General features: G+C 71.2%; 10 protein-coding genes. 6 read left to right on the forward strand and 4 right to left on the reverse strand.

Translation table 11 applies throughout. The features are described 5' to 3' along the window. Positions 1-723 (reverse strand): HAD family hydrolase, encoded by a 723-nt coding sequence (locus OG875_RS07410; RefSeq protein ID WP_330173423.1) that lies wholly within the window; start codon positions 721-723, stop codon positions 1-3. A 133-nt stretch (positions 724-856) separates the two neighbouring features. On the opposite strand from OG875_RS07410, the gene OG875_RS07415 reads away from it, so the two are divergent. Beyond that, positions 857-1,183 (forward strand): DUF6247 family protein, encoded by a 327-nt coding sequence (locus OG875_RS07415; protein ID WP_330173424.1) that lies wholly within the window; start codon positions 857-859, stop codon positions 1,181-1,183. 317 nt (positions 1,184-1,500) lie between these two features. On the opposite strand, the gene gltX is transcribed toward OG875_RS07415, so the two are convergent. The 3 genes from gltX to OG875_RS07430 all read right to left on the reverse strand — a co-directional run bounded on the left by gltX (position 1,501) and on the right by OG875_RS07430 (position 4,166). After that, positions 1,501-2,976: a glutamate--tRNA ligase gene (gltX, locus tag OG875_RS07420; protein WP_330173425.1), complete on the reverse strand. Its 1,476-nt coding sequence runs from the start codon at positions 2,974-2,976 to the stop codon at positions 1,501-1,503. Beyond that, positions 2,969-3,769: a fumarylacetoacetate hydrolase family protein gene (locus OG875_RS07425; protein ID WP_330173426.1), complete on the reverse strand. Its 801-nt coding sequence runs from the start codon at positions 3,767-3,769 to the stop codon at positions 2,969-2,971. Before OG875_RS07425 ends, gltX begins: the two co-directional genes overlap by 8 nt. Before the next feature lie 220 nt (positions 3,770-3,989). Further along, on the reverse strand, positions 3,990-4,166 hold the full coding sequence (locus tag OG875_RS07430) for a hypothetical protein (RefSeq protein WP_330173427.1): 177 nt from the start codon (positions 4,164-4,166) through the stop codon (positions 3,990-3,992). A gap of 582 nt (positions 4,167-4,748) precedes the next feature. Between OG875_RS07430 and OG875_RS07435 the strand changes: the two genes are divergently transcribed. From OG875_RS07435 to OG875_RS07455, 5 genes are all read left to right on the forward strand, one after another. Further along, complete coding sequence (locus OG875_RS07435; protein ID WP_330173428.1) at positions 4,749-8,636, forward strand: sensor histidine kinase; 3,888 nt, start codon at positions 4,749-4,751, stop codon at positions 8,634-8,636. Between the two features lie 9 nt (positions 8,637-8,645). Beyond that, a complete protein-coding gene (locus tag OG875_RS07440; protein ID WP_023538416.1) occupies positions 8,646-9,059 on the forward strand; it encodes a roadblock/LC7 domain-containing protein in 414 nt (137 codons plus the stop codon). A 109-nt stretch (positions 9,060-9,168) separates the two neighbouring features. Then, the gene (locus tag OG875_RS07445) at positions 9,169-9,576 is read left to right on the forward strand and encodes a DUF742 domain-containing protein (protein ID WP_023538417.1); all 408 of its coding nucleotides are present in this window, start codon (positions 9,169-9,171) and stop codon (positions 9,574-9,576) included. Beyond that, entirely contained in the window at positions 9,557-10,138 is a 582-nt protein-coding gene (locus OG875_RS07450) for a GTP-binding protein (protein ID WP_330173429.1), read from the forward strand. Before OG875_RS07445 ends, OG875_RS07450 begins: the two co-directional genes overlap by 20 nt. Positions 10,139-10,478: 340 nt before the next feature. Next, positions 10,479-13,970, forward strand: a complete 3,492-nt coding sequence (locus OG875_RS07455; RefSeq protein WP_330173430.1) for a sensor histidine kinase — start codon at positions 10,479-10,481, stop codon at positions 13,968-13,970. The last annotated feature ends 1 nt before the right edge of the window (position 13,971 follow it).

Genomic DNA, 13,971 nt, shown 5'->3' on the forward strand with positions numbered 1-13,971 from the left:
TTACCCGATGGGCGACGGCGCTCCAAAACGGGTATCGCCGCGCAGCAGGGCGGGAAGGCGGTCCAGACCGGTGATCGTCACCAGTTCGGGCCGCCCGCCGAGCCGGCCCCGGTCGAGCCAGACTCCGGCCAGTCCGGCGGCGGAGGCGCCGCCCGCGTCGATGTCGGGCTCGTTCCCGACGTACGCGACCTCGGCGGGGTCGAGTTCCAGGGAGTCGCACGCCGCGTGGAAGGCCGCGGCCTCGGGCTTGGAGACCCCCAGCTCGGCCGCGCACAGGACGGTCTCGAAGTAGTCGCGTACGCCGAGGGCGCGCAGCTTGCGGTCCTGGTTGTGGATGCTGGAGTTGGAGAGCACGGCCTGGCGGTAGTCGGGGGCCAGTGCGTCGAGGGCGGTGAGGGCGTCCGGGAAGAGCTTCCAGGCGGACTCGTAGCGCGCGACGTAGCGGTCGAACCAGGCGTCCGCGTCGGCGTCGCCGAGCGTCGGCGCGCCGATGAATTCCCGCACCCGGTCGCGGCGCTGTCCCTGGAAGGTGGTCGCGCCGTCGGCGAACCGGAGCCACTGGGCGTCGGTGATCTCGCGCCAGCGCTCCAGCGCCCGCTCGACGCCGCCGAACCGGTCGGCGATCCCCTCGGCCACGAGATGCAGCCGCATACCGGTGCGGTCCGCGGTCGTGTAGTCGAAGAGGGTGTCGTCGATGTCCCAGACGACGGCGCGGATAGGCATGCCCCGACCGTACGACAGAGCCGCGCGCACCCGCCCTCGGAGGGGTGGGGTCATGTGGTGGGCGGCTCGTCCCGGCGCGGGGCGACCTAGCGTGGCGCTCCCGCCTCACCCCTCCTGCACGAGGAAGTTGACCATGGTCCCCGATGTGGATCCGAATGTCTGCGAGAAGACCCCGGGAGCCGTCCGCGCGGCTCTGCGGAGACGGCCGGACTGGTTGCGGGCGTTCGAGCAGGAATGGCCGAGCACGGCGACCGACTTCGACCTGCCGGCGCTGACGGATGTCGTCGACAAGTGGTTCCCGCTCGCCCGTGCCTGCGCCACCCCCGGGTACCTGGACGACGTGGAGCACACCGTCAGGCGGATGACCGAGGGCAACACCGAGGGAATGGTCTTCTGGGACGCGGAAGGCAGGGCCTACGACGCCGAGAACAACCCGGTGGACGCCCAGAGGTGCGAATGAGCGCCTGCACGATCCGTTACGCGAACCGGGCGGCCCGCCGTCGGGCAGCGCTCACCGGGCCCCAACTCGTCGCGCTGTCCGCCCTGGAGAAGCGACTGGCCGTCAACCCGTACGGGGCGCCCGCGACGAGCGATCGGGACAACAGTTGGTCGGCGACGTTCGGCGGAGGTTTCGTGACGTACGTCGTGTCCAACCGCCACGTCATGATCAATGTGATCGACCTGGTGACTCTCCGACCAGGCCGACGGGGTACGGCGCGAGCGACGCCCGTGCGGTACGGCGCGGGCGGCGGGCCCGCGCCGTACCTCCTGGCCTGCTTACGCCGCGAGCTTCGCCAGCGTCGCGTCGATGCGGGACAGTGTCCGCTCCCTGCCCAGGATCTCCAGGGACTCGAAGAGCGGCAGCCCCACCGTGCGGCCGGTGACCGCGACGCGGACCGGGGCCTGGGCCTTGCCGAGTTTGAGGCCGTGCTCCTCGCCGGCCACCAGGACGGCGTTCTTCAGCGACTCCGCGCTCGACCAGTCCGCTTCCGCGAGCTTCGCGCGGGCCGTGGTCAGCAGGCCCGCCGGGTCGCCCTTCATCGCCTTCGTCCAGGACGCCTCGTCCTCGACCGGTTCCGGCAGGAAGAGGAAGTCGACGTTGGCCGTGATGTCCGAGAGCACCGTCACACGGGTCTGCGCGTGCGGGGCGATCGCCTCGAAGGCCGCCCGGTCGAAGTCCTCCGGTGCCCAGTTGGCGTACGGGGCGCGCAGCCAGGGCTCGCACGCCTCCATGAAGGTCTTCACGTCCAGCTGACGGATGTGGTCGGCGTTGATCGCCTCGGCCTTCTTCAGGTCGAAGCGGGCCGGGTTGGCGTTGACGTCGGTGATCTCGAAGGCGCCGACCATCTCGGCGACGGAGAACACGTCCTGGTCGGCGGCGAACGACCAGCCCAGCAGGGACAGGTAGTTGAGGAGCCCCTGGGGCAGGAAGCCGCGCTCGCGGTAGAGGTTGAGCGAGGACTGCGGGTCGCGCTTGGAGAGCTTCTTGTTGCCCTCGCCCATCACATACGGCAAGTGCCCGAACTGCGGCACGAAATGGGCCACGCCGAGCCCCATCAGCGCCTGGTAGAGGGCGATCTGACGGGGCGTGGAGGAGAGCAGGTCCTCGCCGCGCAGGACATGGGTGATCTCCATGAGCGCGTCGTCGACGGGGTTGACGAGAGTGTAGAGCGGCGCGCCGTTGGCGCGGACGATGCCGTAGTCGGGCACGTTCTCCGGGGTGAAGGTCAGCTCGCCGCGGACCAGGTCGGTGAAGGTGATCGGCCCGTCGGGCATCCGGAAGCGGACGATGGAGGTGCGGCCCTCGGCCTCGTAGGCGGCCCTCCGCTCGGCGCTCAGGTCGCGGCAGTGGCCGTCGTACCCGGAGGGGCGGCCCGCGGCGCGCGCGGCGTCCCGGCGGGCGTCCAGCTCCTCGGTGGTGCAGTAGCAGGGGTACGCGTGGCCGGCGGCGAGCAGCTTGTCGGCGATGTCGCGGTAGATGTCCATGCGCGCCGACTGGCGGTACGGGGCGTGCGGGCCGCCCACCTCGGGTCCCTCGTCCCAGTCGAGGCCGAGCCAGCGCAGCGAGTCGAGCAGCGCCTCGTACGACTCCTCGGAGTCGCGCGCGGCGTCGGTGTCCTCGATGCGCAGGACCAGGGTGCCGCCGTGGTGGCGGGCGAACGCCCAGTTGAAGAGGGCGGTGCGGACCAGGCCCACGTGGGGGTTGCCGGTCGGCGAGGGACAGAAACGTACGCGGACGGTCGCGTTAGCCACGCTTGATCACCTTGTTGGTGAGAGTGCCGATGCCTTCGATGGTGACGGCGACCTCGTCGCCGACGTTGAGGGGGCCGACCCCCGCGGGGGTGCCCGTGAGGATGACGTCGCCCGGAAGCAGGGTCATGGCCTCGGAGATGTGCACGACGAGGTCCTCGACGGAGCGGATCATGTCGCGGGTGCTGCCGAGCTGGCGCTGCTCGCCGTTGACGGTGCACTGGACGGCGAGGCCGTCGCGGACGGCGTCCAGGCCGACGGAGGTCTCCACCCAGGGGCCGAGCGGGCAGGCGGTGTCGAATCCCTTGGCGCGGGCCCACTGCTTCTCGCGCCGCTGGGTGTCGCGCGCGGTGATGTCGTTCGCGCAGGTGAATCCGAGGATGACGTCCTTGACGCGCTCGCGCGGGACCTCGCGGCACATGCGGCCGACGACGACGGCGAGTTCGGCCTCGTGGTGGACGTCGGAGGAGAACGAGGGGTACTCGATCGCGTCCCCGGAGCCGATCACCGAGGTGGTGGGCTTGAAGAAGGTGATCGGTGCCTCGGGTACCTCGTTGCCCATCTCCGCGGCGTGCGCCGCGTAGTTGCGGCCGACGGCCACGACCTTGTTGGGGAGCACGGGCGGGAGCAGCCGGACCTTGCTCAGCGGGACCTTGGTGCCGGAGAGTTCGAAGTCGGCGTACGGAATGCCCTTGATGATGTCGAGGACGAGGCCGGCGGCCCTGCCGCCGGTGCCGTCCTCCTCGACCGCGCCGAAGGCGACATTGCCGTCGATGGAGAATCTGGCGATGCGCACGGGTAGCTGTCGCCCCTCACTTTGCTGCTGGCTGATCCGACCGGAGACTGACGTCCCAGGCTAGCGCGGTGAGGGGTGGGGTCCGACGCGGTGCCGCGCGGCGGCCGGCCGGTAGGGCGCCGAGGCCGGCGCGGTGCGGCGCCGCCGGGGGCGGTGTCCTGGTCTCCGTACCGGGCCCGGATCTACGATGTTGTCCCCGGCGCCGCGGGGGCGTCCGTCCTTACGGGGCGACGGGGGCGTCGATCAGCGTCGTACGGCGCGGGTTGGCCGTGCGGACCGGCAGGTCGACGGAGTGTTCCGGCGGCGCGGGCGGCAGAAGTTCGCCGGCGTCGGTCAGGTTCGCCAGGGTGGTGCGGCGGGGGTTGGCGGTGTTGCGGAACATCTTCGTCATCTTCATCGGTTGCTTCAGACCTTGTCGGGGTACGGGTGCTCAGGAAGCACCAGTTGTCGGATGTGCCGTCCCTGTAAAGCGTCAGGCTAAACACGAGATTCCCCGCGGAAGACTGGACCACCCAACGATCTCCATGTGAGTTTGCTCACGACCTGCCGGGCAATTCGCCCATCACGGGCAGTGGTCGAGACCGATGGAAACGGACATTGCCTTATCGAACGCTTCATTCCGCTCCTGATCATCAGGACTGGGGCACCCTTCACCCCCCGGGGACTCGTTCCGGTACGTCCACTTCCTCCCTGAACCCGCTCTACCGATCGTCACACTTTCCTCACAACGCGTCACACAGGTCACAGCCCGGTACGCGGCCCTTGTTGGAGATCCTGCTCTGTGCTGAAATTCCGAGCACCGCCGCGGGTTTAAGAGGCCGGCGCGTAAGAGGCGCGACGCGGCGCCGAGTGGCATGCGGGGAAGGGGAGCATCGCCGGTCACTCATACGACCACCTTGGAGCGCGTTCTGCGCTCCACGACGCCGACACCGTTCCGCCGTTCTGCGGAGGGACGCCTGGTCCAGAGGTTGCGACGCTAGTGCAGGGACGTTTCAAGAGGGATAGCAGCGCTGCGGCGGAGCAGGAGCCCCGCGGCGGAACCGACCGCGGCTCCTCGCCCCAGCACGCCCAGAACCCGGGCCCGGGACCGGCCGGCAAGGGTGGTGACCGGGGTGCCCAGCCCGTTACGGCGCAGGGCGGCGACGCCCCGAACTCCGCGCCCAAGTCGGCGTCGACCGACGCCGGTTCGCGAATAGCGCTGCGCAACTGGCGCATCAGCACCCGTCTGGTGGCACTGCTGACCCTTCCGGTGGTCGCGGCGACCACCCTGGGCGGGCTGCGTATCAACGAATCCCTCAACGACATGCAGCAGTTGGAGCACATGCAGCTGCTGACCAAGATGACCAAGGAGGCGACCGCCCTCGCCACCGCGCTCCAGGCGGAGCGCGACGAGTCGGCGGGGCCGCTCACCAACGGCACGGACGCCACGGACTTCGCCATCCAGAACGGCCGTACCACCACGGACCGGGCCAAGAAGGCGTTCCTGGCCGCCACCGTGGACATCGGGAACACCGACGGCGACCAGGCGCTGGAGTCGATCCGCGCCAACGTCAGCCAGATCGCGACCCAGGTCAACAAGATCCAGGAGATCCGCAAGGACGCGTACGCCACGGAGACGTCGCACTCCCTGACGGTCGACGCGTACAGCGGTCTGATCGACGCGCTGCTGAGCCTCTCGCAGGACATGGCGCAGGCGACCAACAACCCGGAGATGATCAAGCGCACCCGCGCCCTGGCGGCCTTCTCCTCCGCCAAGGAGTACGCCTCGATCCAGCGCGCGATCATCGCCTCGGCGCTGCCCGCCGACCCCGACCAGAAGGGCGATCTCAACGACAACGACCGCCTGTACGGTCTCGCGGCGGCCACCAAGGGCACCAACGCCCTCGCGTCGTTCGACGCCCTGTACGAGTCGATGGGCGGCGACGCCGAGGAGCTGACGCAACCGCTCAGCGGCAAGGGCAACCCCGAGATCAACGCCGCCGACGAGTACGCCCAGCGGGTGCTGGGCGTCTCCGGCGGCATGGCGGGGCTGCCGAACCGCTCGTACCTGGACTGGACCGACCAGGCCACCGCCAAGATCTTCGCGATGAACACCATCGAGAAGACGCTGCTCGGCGAGATGGAGAACAAGGCGCGTCAGCTGCGCGAGAAGTCGCAGCAGGACGCGTTCGTCAACGGCGCGCTGATCCTGCTCGTCCTCGGTGTCTCGCTGGTCGGCGCGTTCGTCGTCGCCCGCTCCATGATCCGCTCGCTGCGGCGCCTCCAGGAGACGGCCACCAAGGTCGCCCAGGACCGGCTGCCCGAGCTGGTCAAGCAGCTCTCCGAGACCGACCCGCAGGACGTGGACACCTCCGTCGAGTCCGTCGGTGTGCACTCCCGGGACGAGATCGGAAAGGTCGCCGCGGCCTTCGACGACGTGCACCGCGAGGCGGTCCGGCTGGCCGCCGAGCAGGCGCTGCTGCGGGGCAACGTCAACGCGATGTTCACCAACCTGTCGCGCCGCAGCCAGGGCCTGATCCAGCGTCAGCTGTCGCTGATCTCCGAACTGGAGTCCCGCGAGGCCGACCCGGACCAGCTGTCCTCGCTGTTCAAGCTGGACCACCTCGCGACCCGTATGCGCCGTAACGGTGAGAACCTGCTGGTCCTCGCCGGTGAGGAGCCGGGCCGCCGCTGGACGCGCCCCGTGCCGCTGGTCGACGTGCTCCGTGCCGCCGCCTCCGAGGTGGAGCAGTACGAGCGGATCGAACTGGCCTCGGTGCCCACCACCGAGGTGGCCGGCCGCGTCGTCAACGACCTTGTGCACCTGCTCGCCGAGCTGCTGGAGAACGCGACGTCGTTCTCCTCGCCGCAGACCAAGGTCCGGGTCACCGGTCACGCGCTGCCCGACGGGCGGGTGCTCGTCGAGATCCACGACACCGGCATCGGCCTCTCCCCCGAGGACCTGGCCGCGATCAACGAACGGCTCGCCTCGCCGCCCACCGTGGACGTCTCGGTGTCGCGCCGCATGGGTCTGTTCGTGGTCGGCCGGCTGTCGCTGCGGCACGGCATCAGGATTCAGCTGCGCCCGTCCGACTCCGGCGGCACCACCGCGCTCGTCATGCTGCCCGTCGATGTCGCCAACGGCGGCCGGAAGCCTCCGCCGCGCCCCGGCGCCGGCGCGCAGAACGGCGCGGGCGGACCGGTGTCCGCCGGTCAGGGCGGCCCCGGTGGCGGCCAGCAGTCCGGCATCGCCGCGGGACTCGCGGGCGGCGCCGCCGGAGCGGGCCGGCTGAGCACCCCGCCGCAGCGTGGCCAGGTCGGCGCAGGTACGGGGCCCCGTGCCGCGCTGCCGGCCCGGAACGGGGCACAGAACGGTCTGCCCACCCGGCCGCAGTCCGGTCCGCCGCAGGACCCGCAGCGCCGGGGGCCGGGCCAGGGCCCGGAACTGCCGTCGGGGCAGCCGAACCTGTTCGGCAGCAGCCCCCGCGACCAGGCCGCGCCCGGTCGTCCGAATCCTCAGGCGGCCCCCGGTGGCCGGCCGAACGGCCCGGTGCCGCAGGCCGGTGGCCGGCTGGCCCGGCCCGGTCAGAGCCTGTCCAGCCCGAACGGGCGGGGCGGTCCCGGTGGCCCCGGCGGTCGCGACCGCGACGCCTTCGCACAGGGCGCCACGGGCCCGGCGGGCGGGCCTCCGCCGGTCGACCGCGGCCGTCAGCTGCCGCCGCCCGGCGGGCCCCGCGCGGAGCTGCCCGGGGGCGCGCCGCGCCCGCCGCAGCGTCCCGCCGCCTCCGGCTGGTCCGGCGAACAGCAGCCGGGACAGCGGCGGTTCTCCCAGGACACGCCGCGCGGCCACGAGGAGACCGAGAACACGGGTCAGTTCGCCGTGCCGCCGCCCGGACCGGGCGGCCGGGGCCCCAGCTCCACCGCCGAGTTCCCGCGTCCCGACTTCGACGGTCCGCGACCGGACCTGAACAACGGCGCGGGCGGCGCGGGCGGATTCGGTGACACCGGTTCCCACCCCGTGCTCAACTCGGGCGACGTCAATGGCGGTTGGCAGAACCAGGGGCAGCAGGGGCAGGGCCAGGACGCCGCGTCCACGGCCGCGTTCCCCCGCCCCGACTTCGACGCGCCCCGTCCCCCGGCGTCCGCGCCCGGCTCCGACCTCTTCGGCCGGACCCCGCCGCCCGCACCGGGTGGTCCGGGAGCCGACCAGGGCCAGGACTACGGCAGGACCCAGGGTCCGGGTCAGGACTACGGCCAGGGCTTCGGCCAGAACGGCGTGAACGGTGCCGACTTCGGCGCACCGCGCCCGCCCCTCGGCGCGCTTCCCCCGCAACCGCAGCCGGAGGCACTGCCCCCGGCCGGGCCGGGGGACGGCCGTACGCCGCTGTTCGACACGCTGGAGACCAACTGGTTCCACGGGCAGCACAGCGCCCAGGCGGCGCAGTCCGACGCGCCCCGGCAGCCCTTCCCGCCGCACTCCCCGGAGGGCCTGGCCGACCCGTCGGTCTCCTCCCCTCCCCCGATGCCGCAACGGCAGCCGGCGAACGGCGGCGCCAACGGCAACGGCGCCGTCACGTCCTCCTGGCGCACGTCACCCAACGACGAGCTGGTACGCCAGGCCGAGCGGGTCAAGAAGCCCGCGGCGGGCGGGATCACCACCTCAGGTCTGCCTCGGCGGGTCCCTCGTGCCAACCTGGTACCGGGAACCGCTCAGGAGCAGAGCAACCAGACCGGTCCGCAGGTCTCGCGTGCGCCAGACGACGTACGCGGCCGGCTGACCAACCTTCGCCGGGGCATTCAGCAGGGTCGTCAGGCCGGCGGCCGAACCGCCGACAGCTCGACGACCGGCAGTTTCAACCTCGGCCCCTCTCACCAGCAGGAGCGTTAGTTGAGTCCGATGAGCCAGGCGGCGCAGAATCTGAACTGGTTGATCACCAACTTTGTGGACAACACCCCAGGGGTGTCCCACACAGTGGTCGTATCCGCCGACGGACTGCTGCTGGCCATGTCCGAGGGTTTCCCGCGGGACCGTGCCGATCAACTCGCGGCCGTCGCCTCCGGGCTGACCTCACTGACCGCCGGGGCCTCCCGGATCTTCGAGGGCGGCCCGGTCACCCAGACCGTCGTGGAGATGGACCGCGGGTTCCTCTTCCTGATGTCCGTCTCCGACGGTTCGTCGCTGGCGGTGCTCGCGCATCCCGACTGCGACATCGGCCTCGTGGGCTACGAGATGGCCCTCCTGGTCGACCGGGCAGGCACGGTGCTGACACCGGACCTGCGCGCCGAGCTCCAGGGGAGCCTGCTGCACTGAGGCTCTCAGGTACCGCCCACAGCGCCAACCACCGTCAGGCCGCGAACCGGCCCCACCCCGGCCCAGTCAGACGGCACGCAGACTTCTTGCTGTCACGCCCGGAGGATTCATGACCCCGCCACCCGCCTCTCACGATCCGTACGGCGCCTCAGTCGACGCGTCCTACGGACTTGAGGGCGACCAGCCGTTGGTACGTCCGTACGCCATGACCGGCGGCCGGACGCGCCCGCGGTACCAGCTCGCCATCGAGGCACTGGTCAGCACGACGGCCGACCCGGCGCATCTCGCCGGTCTGCTTCCCGAGCACCAGAGGATCTGCCACCTCTGCCGTGAGGTGAAGTCCGTCGCCGAGGTGTCGGCGCTGCTGTCCATGCCGCTCGGTGTGGCCCGCATCCTCGTGGCCGACTTGGCAGAGGCCGGCATGGTGGCCATCCACCAGCCGGGTAACGGAGAGGCCGGCGGAACGCCGGATGTGACACTGCTCGAAAGGGTGCTCAGTGGACTTCGCAAGCTCTAGCGGCGGAGCGGCACGCTCCACGACCTCCGCGAAGATCGTGGTGGCGGGCGGCTTCGGCGTGGGCAAGACCACGTTCGTCGGCGCCGTCTCGGAGATCAACCCGCTGCGTACCGAAGCCGTCATGACCAGCGCCTCCGCCGGCATCGACGACCTCACCCACACCGGGGACAAGACCACCACCACGGTGGCCATGGACTTCGGCCGCATCACCCTCGACCAGGACCTGATCCTGTACCTGTTCGGCACCCCCGGACAGGACCGCTTCTGGTTCATGTGGGACGACCTCGTACGCGGCGCCATCGGTGCCATCGTGCTGGTCGACACCCGCCGCCTCGCCGACTGCTTCCCCGCCGTCGACTACTTCGAGAACTCCGGCCTCCCCTTCGTCATCGCCCTCAACGGCTTCGACGGACACCAGCCCTACACCCCCGAGGAAGTACGCGAGGCGCTCCAGATCGGGCCGGACGCCCCGATCATCACCACCGACGCCCGCCACCGCGCGGACGCCAAGAGCGGACTCATCACCCTGGTCGAGCACGCCCTCATGGCGCGGCTCAAGTAGACGTATCCGTACGGCGGTTGCCGTAGCCGAAACCCCGCGCGGGCTGTGTCGTTCGACATAGCCCGCGCTGGTGTTCATAACGTTTCGAGAGAGAATTCACGCCTCTCGGACACCCGACGCGTTCGGGTGGTATCCCTGTGCTCATGTCGCCCTCGTCTTTTGACGAGGCTCGTTCTTTATGCCCGATTTATCGGCGGTATGGGCTGGTCGGAGTGGCTGATTTCCGCTGTTTGGAACGGGGCCGCCTCACGTGCTGGAATTCGATGAACTCCCGAGTAGTACAGCCCTGAACGAAAAACGGCACAGCAGCAGGTGCCGACGCCGAGAGGTTGTTGGTCGAGTGAGGCGCAGCAAGACGAGCACCGCGGAACGGGCGGCACGGGGCAACTTCACCCCGCCGCGGCGAACGGCGGGGCCGCCTGCGGACGCGTCCGGGAAGCCGCCGGTCCCCGGCAGTACCAGCCGGCTGGCGCCACGCAACTGGCGGGTGCCTACCCGGCTCAACGCGATCCTCCTCATACCGGTCCTGGTCGGCCTGGTCATGGGCGGTTTCCAGGTCAAGGCGTCCGTCGACACCTGGCAGGAGGCGCAGGACGCGGAGCGCACCGCGCTGGTCGTCCGGGCCGCGTCCGAGTACGGCCAGGCCCTGCTCAACGAGCGCGACCTGACCGCTCAGCCGCTGCTGACGAACCAGCGCGACGCCAAGGCGGTCGTGGACGCCCGCGCGGCGACCGACGCGGCGAAGGCCGGCTTCGACCGCGCCGTACGGTCCATGCCGGACACGGCGGGCCTGGAGCGGCGGCTGCGCCTCTTCCGCGGCGAGGAGCCGAAGCTGGAGGCGATCCGCCAGACCGCGTACACGGCGGGCGTCGAGACCCCGGACAAGTCCGGGCGCAGCGGCGGCCCGGTGGCGACCGAAGAGGGTTATGTGCTGGTCCAGCACTCCCTCATGGAGTTCTCCAACGAACTGGGTCTCGGCACCGGCAACATCACCAGCTACGGCCGCACCGTCTACGCCATCCAGCTCTCCAAGGCCGCCGCCTCGCTCCAGCGGTCCATCGGTCTGCACCTCCTGGTGCGGCCGAGCGAGAAGCCGGCGGTCCGCGCGGGCCAGTCGATCGCGTTCTCGTCGTACGCGTACCTGGAGGACATCGCGCTCGCCGAGTACGTCTCCGGCGGTACGGACGCGGACACGGCCAAGCTCCGGAAGGTCATGACGGCCCAGGCCGTCGAGGGCGCCAAGCGGCTGGCGACGGCGCGGCAGCAGGCCGCGGCGGCGGGTGAGAAGTTCGTCGCCCCGCCGGCCGTGGACGGCTCGGTGGTCGACGGCATGGTCGCCGCGATCGCCACCGGTGACAGCCCGGCCCTGCTGGAGGAGCGCGGCGTCACGCCCGGAGCGTGGATGGCCGCGACGACCGCCGAGTTCGACGGCTACACGATCATCGAGAAGGACCTGGTCGACAACGCGGTCGGCGACGCGGCGCAGATCGCCGACGGCGCCCGCAACGACGCCGTCCTCAACGGCGCGATCGTGGTGATCGCCCTGCTGGCCGCCTTCGTGCTGGCAGGCATGATGGCGCGGCAGATGAGCCGGTCGATGCGCCAGCTCCGTACGGCGGCCTTCGGCATCGCCGAGCAGCGGCTGCCGATGCTGGTCGACCAGCTGTCCCGGACCGAGCCGGGCCGGGTCGACACCCGGGTCCAGCCGATCCCGATCGACTCCAGGGACGAGATCGGCGAGGTCGCGCGCGCCTTCGACCAGGTGCACCGGGAGGCGGTCCGGCTGGCCGCCGAGCAGGCCATGCTCCGGGGCAACGTCAACGCGATCTTCACCAATCTGTCGCGGCGCAACCAGTCGCTGATCGAGGGCCAGCTGACCCTGATCACGGAGCTGGAGAACAACGAGGCCGAGCCGGAGCAGCTGGAGAACCTCTTCAAGCTGGACCACCTCGCGACCCGTATGCGCCGCAACGGCGAGAACCTGCTGGTCCTCGCCGGTGAGGAGCCGGGCCGCCGGTGGAACCAGCCGGTGCCCCTGGTCGACGTGCTGCGCGCCGCCTCCTCCGAGGTGGAGTCGTACGAGCGCATCGAGCTGAGCGGGGTGCCGGAGACCGAGATCCACGGTCAGGCCGTGACCGACCTCGTGCATCTGCTCGCCGAGCTGCTGGAGAACGCCACGACGTTCTCCTCCCCCCAGACCAAGGTGCGGGTGACGGCGACCCGGCTGCCGGACGGCCGGGTGATGATCGAGATCCACGACAAGGGCATCGGTCTCACCGCCGACGACTTCGCCGACATCAACCACAAGCTGGCCAACCCGCCCACCGTGGACGCCGCGGTGTCCCAGCGGATGGGTCTGTTCGTGGTCGGCCGGCTGGCGGACCGGCACGGTGTACGGGTGCAGTTGCGGCCCTCGGGCGAGCAGGCGGGCACCACGTCGCTGGTCATGCTCCCGGACGCGATCACCCACGGTGGCGGCGGCGAGCAGCTTCCGCCGGACGACTTCACGGTCTCGCAGATCATTCCGGAGCAGCGGGGCGCGGCGTTCGAGCCGGAGTCGGGGGCGTTCTCGACGCCCATGCTGACGGCGGCCGAACTCGGCTTCGACGATTCGCGCTACGACGACGGCTCCGGGACACCGGGCGCCGACCCGCGCAGTCTCGACCCGGTGAACCGCTCCCTGATGCGCGACGAGCGCCGTGCGGCGCTGGGCGGGGGCACCGCCCCGGGGCTGCCGGGTTCCGGGCAGCCGCTGTACGGCGACCAGGTGGACGGGCAGTACCGCGAGGGGGCGGACGGGCAGTTCGCCCCGCAGGAGGCGCCGTACGAGCAGAACGGCTACGCCGCCGACCGGAACGGCGCCGAGGCCGGGCAGGGCTACCAGGGCGCGGGCTACGACGCGTACGGCACCGGGGGCGGCTACCCGGCGGGCGGTGAGGGGTACGGCACCCCCGACGGCTATCCGGAGCAGCAGGACCCGCTGGGCGGCCCCTATCCGGAGGCGGGCCAGGACGCCGCGCGGTCGAACGGTGCGGGTTCCGGGGACCTGTTCGCGCCGCAGGCCAACCAGGGTGGCTGGAGTGACCCGAGTGGCTATCAGGGCGGTTACGAGTCGGCGGGGCAGCCCGATGCGGAATCGCCGAACGGCGCCGCGCCGGACTCCGGGGACCGCGTAGAATTCGAACGGCCGGGGCCCTCCCCGAGCACCAGTCACACCTTGACCGGAGCCGGTCTGCCGCGCCGCGGCGGTCCGGCGAAGTCCCCGAAGCCGGGGCCGGGGTCGTGGGAGACCACCGGTGGGGGCGACGGACAGCAGAACGGACACGACAACGGCGGGGTCGATCTCTTCGGCCGTGCCCCTCGGCCGGCCGGTACGCCGGAGGAGCCGGCGGGCGCCGACCGGCGGACACCGTCCCCCGGGACCCATCGGAAGAACGACACCCACGAGACGACGTACGCACCGGCGACCCCGCAGTCGCGGAACGGGCTGAGTGACGCGGACGGCAGCGACGACTGGCGTTCGACCAACGACGCGCGGTGGCAGCGGGCCGAGAAGCTCCGAGAGCCCAAGGCGGGCGGGATCACCCCGTCGGGTCTTCCCCGGCGCGTTCCCAAGGCCAACCTGATCGAGGGAACGGCGGAGGCGACGCCGCAGACGGGGCCCCAGGTCTCGCGAGCGCCGGAGGACATCCGTGGCAGGCTGAGCAGCCTGCGGCGGGGCGTCCAGCGGGGCCGCGACGCCAACGCGGGCAACACCGGAGCGACGGAAACGGGGACGGATACGAACGGACCGGGCCGAGGCCCGGGCGGTACCTACCACCAGGAGCGTTAGT

This window comes from Streptomyces sp. NBC_01498 (assembly GCF_036327775.1).
Lineage (GTDB): Bacteria > Actinomycetota > Actinomycetes > Streptomycetales > Streptomycetaceae > Streptomyces.